General features: G+C 70.5%; 14 protein-coding genes. 11 read left to right on the top strand and 3 right to left on the bottom strand.

Annotated features, from left to right (window positions below):
- The 4 genes from ABL844_RS09255 to ABL844_RS09240 are packed head-to-tail and all read left to right on the top strand — an operon-like array spanning window position 1 to window position 5,190.
- Entirely contained in the window at window positions 1–2,124 is a 2,124-nt protein-coding gene (locus tag ABL844_RS09255) for an acetate--CoA ligase family protein (RefSeq protein WP_418131062.1), read from the top strand.
- The gene (locus tag ABL844_RS09250) at window positions 2,121–3,227 is read left to right on the top strand and encodes a CaiB/BaiF CoA transferase family protein (protein WP_418131061.1); all 1,107 of its coding nucleotides are present in this window, start codon (window positions 2,121–2,123) and stop codon (window positions 3,225–3,227) included. The genes ABL844_RS09255 and ABL844_RS09250 overlap by 4 nt, the downstream gene beginning before the upstream one ends.
- Window positions 3,224–4,228 carry an NAD(P)H-dependent flavin oxidoreductase gene (locus tag ABL844_RS09245; RefSeq protein ID WP_418131060.1) on the top strand — a complete coding sequence of 335 codons (1,005 nt, stop codon included), beginning with the start codon at window positions 3,224–3,226 and terminating at the stop codon, window positions 4,226–4,228. Before ABL844_RS09250 ends, ABL844_RS09245 begins: the two co-directional genes overlap by 4 nt.
- Window positions 4,225–5,190, top strand: a complete 966-nt coding sequence (locus ABL844_RS09240; protein WP_418131059.1) for an NAD(P)H-dependent flavin oxidoreductase — start codon at window positions 4,225–4,227, stop codon at window positions 5,188–5,190. The genes ABL844_RS09245 and ABL844_RS09240 overlap by 4 nt, the downstream gene beginning before the upstream one ends.
- Here ABL844_RS09240 and ABL844_RS09235 read toward each other — a convergent pair.
- Window positions 5,145–6,167 (bottom strand): LacI family DNA-binding transcriptional regulator, encoded by a 1,023-nt coding sequence (locus tag ABL844_RS09235; RefSeq protein WP_418131058.1) that lies wholly within the window; start codon window positions 6,165–6,167, stop codon window positions 5,145–5,147. The genes ABL844_RS09240 and ABL844_RS09235 overlap by 46 nt on opposite strands.
- Before the next feature lie 145 nt (window positions 6,168–6,312).
- Here ABL844_RS09235 and ABL844_RS09230 point away from each other — a divergent pair, with 145 nt between their 5' ends.
- The 7 genes from ABL844_RS09230 to ABL844_RS09200 all read left to right on the top strand — a co-directional run bounded on the left by ABL844_RS09230 (window position 6,313) and on the right by ABL844_RS09200 (window position 11,971).
- Window positions 6,313–7,176, top strand: coding sequence for an SDR family NAD(P)-dependent oxidoreductase (locus tag ABL844_RS09230; protein ID WP_418131057.1), 864 nt, complete (start codon window positions 6,313–6,315; stop codon window positions 7,174–7,176).
- An 8-nt stretch (window positions 7,177–7,184) separates the two neighbouring features.
- On the top strand, window positions 7,185–8,177 hold the full coding sequence (locus ABL844_RS09225) for a Bug family tripartite tricarboxylate transporter substrate binding protein (protein WP_418131056.1): 993 nt from the start codon (window positions 7,185–7,187) through the stop codon (window positions 8,175–8,177).
- Window positions 8,178–8,185: 8 nt separating this feature from the next.
- Window positions 8,186–8,758, top strand: a complete 573-nt coding sequence (locus tag ABL844_RS09220) for a carboxymuconolactone decarboxylase family protein (RefSeq protein ID WP_418131055.1) — start codon at window positions 8,186–8,188, stop codon at window positions 8,756–8,758.
- Window positions 8,759–8,772: 14 nt separating this feature from the next.
- Complete coding sequence (locus ABL844_RS09215; protein ID WP_418131054.1) at window positions 8,773–9,747, top strand: Bug family tripartite tricarboxylate transporter substrate binding protein; 975 nt, start codon at window positions 8,773–8,775, stop codon at window positions 9,745–9,747.
- Window positions 9,744–10,601: an SDR family NAD(P)-dependent oxidoreductase gene (locus tag ABL844_RS09210; RefSeq protein ID WP_418131053.1), complete on the top strand. Its 858-nt coding sequence runs from the start codon at window positions 9,744–9,746 to the stop codon at window positions 10,599–10,601. Before ABL844_RS09215 ends, ABL844_RS09210 begins: the two co-directional genes overlap by 4 nt.
- A 72-nt stretch (window positions 10,602–10,673) precedes the next feature.
- On the top strand, window positions 10,674–11,183 hold the full coding sequence (locus tag ABL844_RS09205; RefSeq protein WP_184635827.1) for a nuclear transport factor 2 family protein: 510 nt from the start codon (window positions 10,674–10,676) through the stop codon (window positions 11,181–11,183).
- Window positions 11,180–11,971: an SDR family NAD(P)-dependent oxidoreductase gene (locus ABL844_RS09200; RefSeq protein WP_418131052.1), complete on the top strand. Its 792-nt coding sequence runs from the start codon at window positions 11,180–11,182 to the stop codon at window positions 11,969–11,971. The genes ABL844_RS09205 and ABL844_RS09200 overlap by 4 nt, the downstream gene beginning before the upstream one ends.
- A gap of 148 nt (window positions 11,972–12,119) precedes the next feature.
- Here ABL844_RS09200 and ABL844_RS09195 read toward each other — a convergent pair whose 3' ends face one another.
- A complete protein-coding gene (locus ABL844_RS09195; protein WP_418131051.1) occupies window positions 12,120–12,650 on the bottom strand; it encodes a hypothetical protein in 531 nt (176 codons plus the stop codon).
- Window positions 12,651–12,786: 136 nt separating this feature from the next.
- Window positions 12,787–13,686: an amidohydrolase family protein gene (locus ABL844_RS09190; RefSeq protein WP_418131050.1), complete on the bottom strand. Its 900-nt coding sequence runs from the start codon at window positions 13,684–13,686 to the stop codon at window positions 12,787–12,789.
- Window position 13,687: the final 1 nt, after the last annotated feature.

Below are 13,687 nucleotides of genomic sequence, written 5' to 3'. Positions count from 1 at the left end.
ATGACCCATCCGGCCTTCAGCACCGACCTGTCTCGCCTCATCAATCCGCGCGCCATCGCCCTCGTCGGCGCCTCCGAGCGTCCGCAGAGCATCGGCGGGCGCACCCTGAGCAACCTGCTCGACCATTCGCAGATCGACGGCGAGCTCTACCTGGTCAATCCCACCAAGAGCGAGCTGCGCGGCCATCGCTGCTGGCCCAGCATCGCCTCGCTGCCGCAGACGCCCGACGTCGCCGTGATCGCCGTGCCCGCTTCGGGCGTCATCGCGGTGATGGAGGAATGCGCGGCCCGGCGCGTGCCCTTCGCGATCATCCTCACCTCGGGCTTCGGCGAGGCCGGTGCCGAGGGCCAACGCGCCCAGGCCCGGCTCAAGGAGATCGCCGATCAGGCCGGCATGCGCATCTACGGGCCGAACTGCCCGGGCCTGACCAACGTCAACGCCCGCCTGGGCATGACCTTCTCGCCATCGTTCCCGCACGACCTGGTCAAGGGCCCGATCGGCCTGGCCACGCAGGGGGGCGGGCTGGGGCGCAACGTGATGCAGGCGATGGAGCGCGGCATCGGAATCGGCCTGTGGGCCTCCACCGGCAACGAGGTGGACCTGCAGGTGGCCGACTTCATCCACTACATGGCGACCGCGCCGGACATCAAGGTGATCGTGACCTTGCTCGAAGGCATCAAGGACGGCCCGCGCTTCCTGGCCGCGCTCCAGTGCGCGGCGGACAACGGCAAGCCGGTGATCGCGCTGAAGGTCGGCAAGTCGGAGTACGGCCAGCGCGCCGCGCAGTCGCACACAGCTTCGCTGACAGGCTCGGCCGAGGTCAACAGCGCGGTGTTCCGCCAGTACGGCGTGATCGAGGTCGACGACATCGACGAACTGGTCGACACGGCCTGGCTCTTCGCGCGCGCCATGCCCGGCGAGCGCGAAGCGATCGGCGTGTACTGCTCCTCGGGCGGCACCACCGCGCTGACCGCCGATGCGGTGGGCACCGCCGGCCTCACGCTGGCCGAGTTCGCGCCCGAGACCACGGAGCTGCTTCGCAGCAAGCTGCCCGACTACGCGGCCATCAACAACCCGGTCGACACCACGGCCGCCGTGCTCAGCGACGCCGACCTCGTCGAGAGCACGCTCGGCGCGGTGGCGGCGGACCCCAACACGGGCTGCGTGGTCACGCCGATCGCGCTGGACTACGGCGAGACCACCATCCGCATGGCGCAGACCATCATCGCCGCGCAGCAGCGTGTGCAAAGCCCCATCGTGCCGATCTGGATGAGCGACCGGTTGGGCGAGGGCTACCGCATGCTGGTGGAAGCCGGCTTCGCGCCGCCGCGCTCGGTCGGCAAGGCGATCGCCGCGATCCGGCGCTGGACCGAATGGGGCCGCTGGCACCGCAGCGCGGCGGGCCGCCCGGCGCGCCGCCTTCCGGCTGCAGTGCCAGCGGCGCTGGACGAGGTGCGCAACCTCTCGGAACTGCAGGCCAAGGCCCTGCTGGAGAAGGCCGGCATCCCGCTGCTGCCCGTGGCCGTGGCGCGCACGCGTGAAGAAGCGCGCCGTATCGCCGACGGCATGGGCTATCCGGTGGTCGCGAAGATCGCGAGCCCCAACATCCTGCACAAGTCCGACATCGGCGGCGTGCGCGTCGGCATCGCCGACGGCGCGCAGCTGGCGCTGGCATGGGACGACATCATGGCCTCGGCCAGGCATCACAAGCCCGATGCGGCCATCGACGGCCTGCTGATCGAGAAGATGGCGCCGGGCGGCGGCGTGGAGCTGATGGCGGGCGTCACGCGCGATCCGGTGTTCGGGCATGTGATGACATTCGGCCTGGGCGGGGTCTACGTGGAGATCCTGCGCGACGTCACGCGCCGGCTGCTCCCGCTGAGCCCCGAGGATGCCGCTTCGATGGTGCGCGAGATGCGCTGCTTCCCCGTGCTCGACGGCGCGCGCGGCCGCCCCGTGGCCGACGTGCCCGCGCTGGAGCGGCTGCTGCTGGGTGTGTCCGAGTTCGTGACGGCGAACGCCGAGCGCATCGAGGAGATGGACCTCAACCCGATCTGGGTCGGTGCCCGGGGCGAAGGCGCCCTGCCGCTGGACGCGGTGATCGTCGAGCGAGGGGCAGCGTGAGCGCCGGCGGCCCGCTCGCGGGCGTCACCGTGCTCGACTTCAGCGAACTTCTGCCCGGCCCCTTCTTCACGCAGAACCTCGCGGAGATGGGCGCGCGCGTCATCAAGATCGAGCGCCCGCCCGGCGGCGACAACGCGCGGCGCATGGGGCCGGGCGGCTTCGAGGCGGTCAACCGGGGCAAGCTCAGCCTGCTCGCGGACCTGAAGGACGAGGCGCAGCGCGCCCGCGTGCACGAGCTCGTGGCGCAGGCCGACGTGCTGGTGGAGTCGTACCGCCCCGGCGTGATGGCGCGCCTGGGCCTGGACTACGCGAGCCTTCGCGAGCGCTTCCCGCGCCTGGTGTACGTCTCCCTCAGCGGCTATGGACAGCAGGGGCCCTGGGCGCAGCTGCCGGGCCACGACATCAACTACCTCGCCGCGTCGGGCGCGCTCGCGGTCTCGGGCGAACCCGGCGGCCCGCCCACGCAGAACTTCGGCCTGCCGGTGGCGGACCTGTGCGGCTCGATGTATGCGCTGTCGTCCACGCTGGCGGCGCTGCTGCAGCGCGAACACACGGGCCAGGGCCAGCACCTGGACGTGGCCCTGGCCGACTGCGTGCTGCACTGGATGAACCCACGCCTGGGCGCCTACCGCGCCGACGGCGCGGACAGCCTCGAGCGCCAGCGCGCGTCCACGCAGCTGAAGCCCGCGTACGGCAGCTTCCGCTGCCGCGACGGGCAGCACCTGAGCGTCGCCGCGCTCGAAGACCATTTCTGGGCGCGGCTTTGCCAGGTGCTCGACATGGGCGACTTCACAGGCGATGCCTACCGCTCGCTGGGCGCGCGCAAGAAGCAGGCACAGGCCATCAACGACCGCATCGCGCAGCAGCTCGCCACGCGCGATTCGGCCGAAGCCTTCGAGACGATGGCCCGCAACGACCTGCCCGTCGCGCCCGTGGTGTCGCCCGCAGATCTCGCTGCGCTGCCTCAGTTCGCGCAGCGCGGCCTGCTCAACGGCGCCGAGGCGCTGTCGCTGGTGCGCTCTCCGGTGCCGCTCGCGGGCGTCGATCCATCCGCGCTGGGCGACGCGCCAGTCCTCGACAACGCACGGCAGCTGCTGCAGTGAGCCAGCCACCGCTGCCCACGCGACTGACGCGGCTCTTCGGCCTGGCCTATCCGATCCTCGGCGGCGGGCTGATGTGGCTCTCGGACGCGCGCTATGTGGGCGCGCTGACCAACGCAGGCTGCATGGGCTTCATCACACCGCGCTCTTTCGATGATGAAGCCGCGCTGCGCGAGCAGCTGCGGCGCTGCAGCCAGATCACCGGGGGCCGCCCTTTCGGCGTCAACCTCACGCTGTCGGCGCGCCCGCAGGCCAACGCCGGTGTGCGGGCTTCGCTGGAGACCGCGCTCGAACATGGCGTGCGGCACTTCGAGACCGCGGGCTACGCGCCCGATGCGCTGATCCGGGCAATCCACGAAGCCGGCGGCATCGTGATCCACAAGGCATCGAGCGTGCGGCATGCCCTCGCCGCCCAGGCGGCCGGCGCCGATGCGGTCGCACTGGTCGGCATGGAGGAAGGCGGGCACCCCGGCGCCAACGAGCTGCCCACCATGCTGATGGGCGCGCTGGCCACAGCGCGCGGGCAGTTCCACGTCCCACTGGTATTGGGCGGCGGCATCGGCCACGGCAGCCAGCTCGCCGCCGCGCTCGCGCTGGGCGCCGACGGCGTGCTGATGGGAAGCCGCTTCCTCGTGAGCGACGAGGTTTCTGCCCATGCAGCCTACAAGAACCACCTGCTGGGCTGCGACGAGCACAGCACCGTACGCCTGCTGCACACGCTGGGCAACACCTGGCGCGTGCTGCGCAACGACACCGCCGCGCAGGTCGACGCCATCGAGCGCGCCGGCGCGGCCGACCACGCAGCCTTCGGCGCCCTGCTCGACAGCCGCGTGGCGCGCGACCGCTGCTACGGCGATGGCGACTGGCGCGGGGGCATGCTCTCGCTCGGGCCGGCCATCGGCTTCGCCGCGCGCACCGAGCCGCTGGCCGCGATCGTCGAGGAACTCATCCGGCAAACGCGCGCCGCGCTGGCGCACCTGAACGCATCGACCGCACTGCAATGACCAAAGCACTTCCCTTCCTCGATCGACTGGCTCTGCCGCTGATCGCCGCGCCCATGCTTCGTGTCTCCGGCATCGAACTGGTCTCCGCCGCTTGCACCGCAGGCGTGATCGGCGCCTTTCCGACGGCCAACTGCCAGACGCTCGACGAATTCGATGCCTGGCTCACCCGCCTGGACGAAGAAGCCGCCGCCGCACCTGGACGCACGGCGCCCTACTGCCCCAACCTCATCATGCGGCGCGACCCCGCGCGTGTGATGGCCGAGGTAGAGCTCATCGCACGGCACCGCGCGCAGCTCGTGATCACCAGCGTGGGCTCGCCCGCTGCGGTGGTGCCGCGCCTGCACGAAGGCGGCTGCCGTGTGTTCGCCGACGTGGCCTCGCTGCACCATGCGGTGCGCGCCATCGAGTCGGGCGTCGACGGCCTCGTGCTGCTCACCGCGGGCGCCGGCGGCCACACCGGCTGGGCGAACCCCTTCGCCTTCGTGCGCGCGGTGCGCGGGGTGTTCGACGGCCCCATCGTGCTGGCCGGCGGGCTGTCGGACGGTGTGGCCCTGCGCGCCGCCAGGAAGCTCGGCTGCGACCTCGGCATCATGGGCACCCGCTTCATCGCCACGCAGGAGAGCCTGGCGAGCGACGAATACCGGCAGATGCTGGTCGACAGCTCGATCGACGACGTGCTACTCACGCGCGGCTTCACCGGCCTGCCCGCCAGTTTCCTGGCGCCCTCGGCACGGCGGCTGGGCATCGACATCTCGACGCTCGACGAAAGCATCTCGGTGGAAGAAGCGAGAAGACGCTACGGCGGCGGCGCCAATGCGGCGCCCAGCCAGCGCTGGACGGACATCTGGAGCGCGGGCCACTCGGTGTCGGGCGTGCGCGCCGTGCCGACGGTCGCCGAGCTGGTGGATGCGCTCGTTCAGGAATACCGCGGCGGCGCGGCCACCGAATCGCGCTCCACGTAGCGCAGCCCGACGCGCGCCTTGCGCTGCGGCAGGCCGTTGTCGGCGATCCGCGTGAGCAGCAGGTCGACAAGGCAGCGCGCGGTCTCGGCCTGGTCGATGTCGAGCACGCTCACCGCGGGGTCGTGCTCGGCGGCGAAGGGCGTGTCGCCGATGGCGACCACCGAGATGTCGCGCGGCACCTGGAGCCCGCGCGCGGCGACGGCGCGCAGCGCGCTGTTGAGCATGTGCGTGCCCTGCACGATCAGCGCGGTCGGCCGGTCGGGTCGCGCAAGCAGCTCCGTGACTTCCGCCTTGACCGAGGCCGTGACGCTGCGTGCCTGCACCAGCAGGTCGGGCGCGGGCAGGCCCGCGGCCTGGAACGCGGTGCGAAAGCCCTGCACGCGGCGGCGCACCGGCCGCGTGTCGCCCTGCCAGAGCACGAGGGCGATGTCGCGGTGCCCCAGGCCCAGCAGGTGCTCGACCACGCGCCGCACGCCGCCCGCGTGGTCGATGAGCACGGCGTCGTGGGCGCCGCTGACCTCGCGGTCGAACACGACGGCCGGCATCGGCAGCACCCGCAGCGCCTCCACCAGCGCCGCGTTGCGCTCGTTGCCGGGCGCGAGGATCACGCCGTCCATGCCACGCTGCGTGAACGTTCCCAACGCCTTCGTCTCGCGATCGACGTCGTTGGCGCCGTTGGCCAGCAGCAGCAGGTAGTCGTGGCGCAGGAACTCGTCTTCCAGCGCGCGGAACACCTGCGCATACAGCGGGTTCGAGATGTCGGGCAGCAGGCACCCGATGGTGCGGCTGAGCCGCGAGCGCAGCACGCGCGCCGCGTGGTTGGGCCGGTAGCCCAGCGCCGCCGCCGCCTGGTTGACCTTCTCCTGCGTGGCCGCCGAGGCGCCGGCGCCGTTCATCGCGCGCGATGCGCTGCCCAGCGAGACGCCCGCCAGGCGCGCCACGTCGCGCAGATCGATCTTCTGTTTTCCTGCATTCATTCGGATGGAGATTCCCTTGCGAGCAAGGAGACGGGGACTGGGACAGGGTGAATCTTAGGTGACAGCGGGCGAGGGTTTCCACCATTTCGGAAACGTTTCCAAAATCGAACCATGAACGCATTGAAAGACGAAGAAGGAGACGTTCATGCCCTCGCAAGCCATCCAGCCCGAGCAGCAGCTTTTCGCCGAAGCGCTCGGCAACCTCCGACCCTCCGCGCAACGCCTCGCGCAGCGGCGCATCCTGGTGGTGGGCGCGGGCCAGCGCGACATCGACGACCCCGATCCGCCCGTGGGCAACGGCCGCGCGATCTCGCTGCTGTTCGCGCACGAGGGCGCGACGCTGACCTGCGTCGACATCAACCCCGCCTCGCTGCAGCAGACCTGCGAGCTGGTGCGCGTATCGGGCGCGACGGTCCACGCCGAGGTGGCCGACGTCTCGCAGCCCGAGGCCGCCGCATCGACGGTGGAGCGCGCGGTGCAGAAGATGGGCGGCCTCGACGGCCTCGTGATGGTGGTGGGCGTGGCCAGCGGGCTCTCGCTGGACAACCAGACCGCCGAGGCCTGGGACCGAGAGCACGCCACCAACGTGCGCTCGTGCATGCTGTTCGGGCAGCAGGCGCTACGGCACATGGCGCCCGGCGGCTCCATCGTGCTGCTGTCGTCGATCGCGGCGCTGCGCAACTCCAGCTTCAACCCGGCCTACGAGACGACCAAGGCGGCGCAGGTGTCGCTCGCCCGCTCCATCGCGATGGCGGGTCAGGCCAGGGGCGTGCGCTGCAACAGCATCCTGCCCGGCCTGATGGACACGCCCATCGGCCGCGCGGCGACGCGCCGCAGGTCCGACCGCCTCGCGATGCCGCTGCCCTTCGGCCGCCAGGGAACCGGCTGGGAAGTGGCCTATGCGGCCCTGTTCCTGATGTCGCACGAAGCCTCCTACGTGAACGGCCACGCGCTGGTCGTCGATGGCGGCCTGACCGGCGGCATCGCCGCGCCGCGCGCCTCGGCCTGAGCAAGACCATGCAGCCGCTTCAGAGACGCCGATTCCTCCAGGCAGCCGCCTGCACGGTCGCGGCGCCGCACCTGGGCGCCGCGATGGCGGCGCGCGACGATGCCTACCCCAGCCGCCCCATACGCCTGATCGTGGGCTTTCCGGCGGGCGGCTCGGCCGACCAGTCCTCGCGACGCCTGGCCGAGCAACTGGGCCGCCAGCTGGGCCAGCCGGTGATCGTCGACAACCGTCCGGGGGCCTCCGGAAACATCGCGGCCGCGGCGGCGGCGCGCAGTGCGCCCGACGGCTACACGCTCTTCTACGGCAGCAACGCGACCCACGCGATGAACGTCAGCCTCTATCCGAAGCTGGACTACGACCCGGTGAAGGACTTCGCGCCCATCGCGCTCGAAGGCAAGGTCTACAACGTGCTGTGCGTCAACCCGGTTTTCGAGGCGCGCGACCTCAAGAGCTTTCTGGCCATGGCCAGGGCCAAGCCCGAGCGCATCGCCGTCGCCACGCCCGGCAACGCCACCAGCGGCCATCTTTCGCTGGTGCTGCTCAACCGCGCGGCCAAGGTGCAGCTCGCACACATCCCGTACAAGGGCAGCGCTCCGGCGCTCACCGACGTGCTCGGTGGGCAGGTGCCCGCGATCTTCGACAACGTGGCGGGCAACCTCGCCTACATACGCAGCGAGAAGATCCGCCCGCTGGCCGTCACCTCGCGCGCCCGGCTGCCGCTGCTGCCACAGGTGCCGACCTTCGAGGAACTGGGGCTGCCGGACTGCGAGATCGCGGCCTGGGGCGGACTGTGGGCGCCCAGCGGCACGCCGCCGCCCGTCATCGACAGGCTCAACCAGGAAGTGAACCGCGCGCTGCAGACCGCGGCGGTGGCCGATCGCATGCGCGAACTGACGATCGAGCCACAGGGCGGCACGCCACAGGCGCTGGCCGACTTCGCGCGCAGCGAAACCCTCCGGTGGCGCGAAGTGATCCGCGCCGCCGCCATCCGACTCGACTGAAAAAGACCATGGCTCGCATCCCCTACTTCGACCTCGCCCAGGCGCCCGCTGAACTCCACGCACTGCTGGGCGGGCGCCCTCCTCTCAACATCTACCGCATGGTGGCTCACGGCGGCGCCACCGCGCAGGGCTTCCTGGCCCTGGGCTCCAGCATCCTGCGGCACGCCTCGCTGCCGGTGTCGCTGCGCGAGCTGGTGATCCTGCGCGTGGGCGCGCTGTGCGGCTCCAGCTACGAGGTGACACAGCACCGCCGCGTGGCCGCGCAGGCCGGCGTGCCAGCCACCCAGGTCGAGGCGGTGCTCGACCATCCGCAGGGCAGCGTCGACAGGGCCCCGTTCAGCGAACTCGAATGCCGCGTGCTCGACTTCACCGATGCCGTGGTGCGCCAGGTCAAGGCGCCGCGCGAGATGTTCGATGCGCTGGCCGCCGAGCTGCCGCACCAGCAGCTGATGGAAGTCGTGATGACCATCGGCTACTACATGCTGGTGTGCCGCGTGCTCGAGAACTTCGAGGTCGACCTGGAAGGCAGCGACGTGCTCGCGGGCCACGCCCCGTGGGCCGAGATCTTCAGGCAGAACTGATCCGGGAGACACACATGAGCCTCACCCGACGCCAATTCGCGCTCGCCACCGGCCTGCTCCCGCTTGCGCCGGTGCTGCGCGCCCAGGAGACCTACCCCAACCGGCCCATCACGCTGGTGGTGCCCTTTTCGGCAGGCAGCGTCGTCGACCTGCAGGCCCGCGTGATCGCGCGCGTGCTCGCCGCGCGACTGGGCCAGCCCATCGTGATCGACAACAAGGTGGGCGTGAGCGGCTCGATCGGTGCGGAATTCGTCTCGCGCGCGCCGCCTGACGGCTACACGCTGCTGCTGGGCACGCAGGGCACCCAGGGCACCAACAGCGCGCTGTACAAGACGATCCGCTACGACCCGGTGAAGGACTTCGTGGCCATCCACGGACTCTCGGGCAACCCGAACGTGCTGGTGGTGAACCCCAGGCTCGGCGTCGGTTCGGTGAGTGAACTGGTCGAGCTCGCGAAGAAGAATCCGGGCAAGCTCAACTTCGGCTCGGGCGGCAACGGCACCGGCGGGCACCTGTGCCTGGAGCTGCTGCAGACGCGCACCGGCGCGCGCTTCACGCACGTGCCTTACAAGGCGACTTCGGCGGCACTGGTCGACCTCGTCTCGGGCAACGTCGATGCGATGTTCGACTTCCTCCAGACCGCCGCCCCGCACATCCGCAGCGGCAAGCTGCGCGCACTGGCAGTCACGCGCGGACAGCGCATGCCGATGCTGCCGGAGGTGCCGACCATGGCGGAGGCCGGCTACCCAGGTGTCGAGTCGCTGACCTGGGGCGGGTTCTTCGCGCCCGCGAAGACGCCGGAGCATATCGTCAAGCGCCTGTCGGTGGAGACCTCGGAAGCCCTGCGCTCGCAGGAGGTGAAGAACACGCTCGAATCGGCGGGCGGCTTCATCATCGACATGCCGCATGCGGAGTTCCAGGTCTATGTGGCCAAGGAAGCCGCCAAGTGGACGGAGGTCCTTCGCACGGCGGGAGTGACGCTGGAATGACTGCTGCCTCCACACCGCGCACGCTCGCTGCACCCGCCGTGGCCGCCGTCACCGGCGCGGGCAGCGGCATCGGCCGCGCGCTGGCCCTGGCCTGCGCGGGCGAGGGCATGGCCGTGGCGCTCGCCGACGTGGAGGTAGAGGCGCTCGCAGCCACCGAGGCGCTGGTTCGATCGATGGGCGTGCCCACGCTGGCGCAGCGCTGCGACGTGAGTCGCGCTGCCGACGTCGAGGCTTTCGCACAAGCCTGCGACGACCGCTTCGGCGGCGTCGACTGGCTCTTCAACAACGCGGGCGTCGCGGTGCTCGGGCCCGCCTGGGCCGCGACCGATGCGGACTGGCAGTGGGTGCTGGGCGTGAACGTACTGGGCGTCGCCAACGGCGTGCGCAGCTTCGTTCCGCGCATGCGCGCACGCGGCCGCCCGGCCCATGTGATCAACACGGCGTCGGCCGCCGGGCTCGCGACGCTGGCGGGCTCCGCCGTGTACAGCGCGAGCAAGCACGCAGTGGTCGCCTTCTCGGAATGCCTCGCGCGCGACCTGGAGCAGGCCGGCTCGCCGATCGGCGTGACCGTGGTCTGCCCTTCGCTGCTGCCCACCGGCATTTACGTGTCGCAGCGCAACCGGCCCGACAACCTCGCCGATACCGTCGCGCCCGCCGCAGCCTATGACGAGAGGGTGCGCCAAGGCATGGCGGCATCCCCCATCGACGCGACGGACGTGGCCTCGGCCACGCTGGCGGCCGTGCGCGCGGGGCGCTTCTACGTCATCCCGCACGCCTACACGGGCGCGTCCGTCGAGAAGCGCATGCGCGCGATCCTTTCCGACTTCGGCAGGGAGCACCCCGACGCGGGGTGAGACGGCGCTTTCTTCCTTCCACACGACGGCCCTGCGCTGCCAGGGCCGAGCACTTTCTACAGGAGACTTCGAATGAACACGGAATCCGGCAACACGCTCGCGCAGGTCGCACAGCAACTTCAGGCCCTTCAGCGCCGCGTCGACCAGCTGGAGAGCGTGGAGGCGATCCGCGCCCTTCGTGCGCGCTACCACACGCTGGTCAACGAGGACCAGGGCCCGCGCCTGTACGAACTGTTCGCGCCGGACGCCAGCATCATCTACAACGGCCGACCCGAGGTGTTCGGACGCGAGGCCATCCGCACCTTCTTCGAGAACTTCCCCGTGCAATACGCGCGGCAGTTCATCCACCAGCACGAGGTGAGCGTCGACGGCGACACGGGCACCGGCCAGTCGTACCTGGACGGCCGACCGGTGCACGGCGGCAAGAGCTTCTACGTGGTGGGCCGCTTCGACGACGCCTACGTGCGCATCGACGGCCGGTGGTACTTCAAGAAGGTGGTGCTCACGGTCCACTACATGATCGAGGCGGCGGAGCACTGGGAGACCCTGCTGCCAATGACGAAGAAGGCGGAGGCCGCATGAGCATCGCTTCGCTTTTCGACCTCACCGGGCGCAGCGTGCTGGTCACCGGCGCCGCCAGCGGCCTCGGCCTGGCATACGCCGAGACCATGCTGGAGGCCGGCGCACGCACGCTCATGACCGACATGGACGCCCAGGCGCTCGACACCGAGGTGCAGCGCCTGAAATCGCGCTATCCGCTCGTTGAAGGCGCGACGCTGGACGTGGCCGACGCCACGGCCGTTGACGCGCTGGTGGACGGCATGGCTGCGCGCCACGGCGCCATCGACTGCGTGTTCGCGAACGCGGGCATCAGCGCGGGACGCGGCTTCGTCGTGGAGGCGGGCCAGCTGGAGAACATCGATCTCGCGCACTGGGACAAGGTCCTGCGCATCAACCTCGACGGCGTGCTGCACACCGTGCGCGCCGCGGCGCGGCACATGAAGCCGCGCCGGGAGGGACGCATCGTCGTGACCACGTCGATCGCGGGCCTGCGCTCCGAGTCGCTCTCGGGCTACGCCTACGTCACCTCGAAGGCGGCGGCGAACAACCTGGTGAAGCAGGCCGCCATGGAGCTGGCACCGCACAACGTGCTGGTGAACGCCATCGCGCCCGGCCCCTTCGCCACCAACATCAACGGCGGACGCCTGCGCCTTCCCGAATCCGCCGAGCGCATGCGAACCCACATTCCCCTCGGCCGCGTGGCCCAGGCCGACGAGATCAAGGGACTGGCCCTGCTGCTGGCCTCGCCTGCTTCCAGCTACATGACCGGGGCGATCATTCCCGTCGATGGCGGCGCCTCGGCGCGGTAGCGAGGGTGCAGGACTGCTGCTTCGACGCAGGGCTGCCTCGCGCGACGCATCGCGCCGCATCGCGCCGTATCGCGCCAAGGGGGGGCGCGCGAACTGGCCGCCGTCCGTGCCAACCGTAGCAGTTCCTGCCGGCGGGCCGGACGATCAGCTAAGGCAGAGCGGCGTCGGGCAGGGCGAACATGGTTCGCACGGGCTTCATGAAATGGGGCCGCACGCGAGCGCTCCAGCTCGTCTCGCGGACCGCCAGCCATTCGGCGGAGGCCGTGGTCCGGTCCGAGACGAGGTCGTAGCACGCCAGCGACTCCTGCTCGTCGTCGTTGTTCCAGAAGCGCTGGGCGCGTATGCAGCCCGGCACCGCTGCCAGCGCGGGCAGGTGCTCCTGGTCGTACCAGCGCTGCAGCTCGATGCCCCAGCCGGGTTCGGGTTTCATCTCGACGACGTAGTGAGAGCGCGCCGGCGAGTCCGCGCTGGCGCCGGCGATGTCGTGCATCAGCGTCAGGCGGGAGGCCGCCACCCGTGTGCCGGGCCAGACCTTGCCCGCCTCCCTGGCGAGCTCGATCAGGCAGTGCCTCGACAGCGCCGTGCGGTGGGGCAATCCCAGGTAGACGTACGAGAGTTGCAGCGCCTGCGAATGAACATGCCGGACGATGCGGCCACCGATTCCCTTCCAGCAAGGCAAGGTCGCCACTCCCTCGCCGAACCCAGCCGGAGCCGAGAGCGGGCCATGGCATCGCAGGAGCACGACGTCGGTTGGAATCCGGCCAGTTGTTGACATGTGCACCTCGGATGGAACCGTGTGGCGTCGAAGCCGCGGCTCAGGTTGGAAACCGGTACAGGGCCTGGGGGTTGTGCACGAGCAACTGCTCCAGATGCCTCGCATCCGGCGCGATACGGCCCAGTGCATCCACGAGCACGCCGTCGTCGGGAATGTGGGTGTGGTTGGGATGCGGCCAGTCGGTGCCCCACACGCAGCGCTCGGGAAAGCGCTCCACCAGGATGCGGGCCAGCGCCTCGCCATGGGCATAGCGCTCGGCCGGTGCTGCATGCGCGTCGACGCGATCGATGCCGCTGACCTTCACGTGGAAACGCGGGTTCTCCAGCAGTTTCAGCAGCGCCTGGAAGTCGGAAGCATCCGGCCCGCGCGTGGCATCCACGCGCCCCATGTGGTCGATCACCACCTGAACCTGGCTGCGCTGCAGCGGCGCGGAGAGTTCGTGGACCAGCTCGCTCTCGAAGTGCACCTGCAAATGCATGCCGACCGCCGCCAGGCGCGGCGTCAGCGCGAGCACCGCCTCGACGCCCGCGGTGGTCGCAATGTGCCGCATGAAGTTGAAGCGCACGCCGCGCATGCCCGCTTGCGCCAGGCGCTGGAGTTCGGCATCGGGCACGTCGGCCTCGACCAGGGCGATGCCGAGATAGCGGCCCTGCCCCGCCGCGATGGCGTCCTCGACCACGCGGTTGTCGGTGCCGTGCGTGATCGACTGCACGATCACGCAGCGCTCGATGCCCAGGGCGCGATGCAACGCGAACAGCGTCTCCTTGGGCGCTTCCAGCGGCGTGGCCGGGCGGCCTGGCGCATAAGGAAAGCGCGCGGTCGGCCCGAAGACGTGCACATGGCTGTCGCAGGCACCGGGTGGCAGGCGCAGGCTCGGTTGCGAGGGGTGCTCCAGATAGGTCCTCGCGGGAACGCCGGCCTCGGTGGTTGCATCTGTCATG

Source organism: Variovorax sp. 278MFTsu5.1 (assembly GCF_048305045.1).
Taxonomy (GTDB): domain Bacteria; phylum Pseudomonadota; class Gammaproteobacteria; order Burkholderiales; family Burkholderiaceae_C; genus Variovorax; species Variovorax guangxiensis.
The sequence above is the reverse complement of the archived record's forward strand: the minus strand, read 5'-3'. Positions and strand labels throughout refer to the sequence as shown.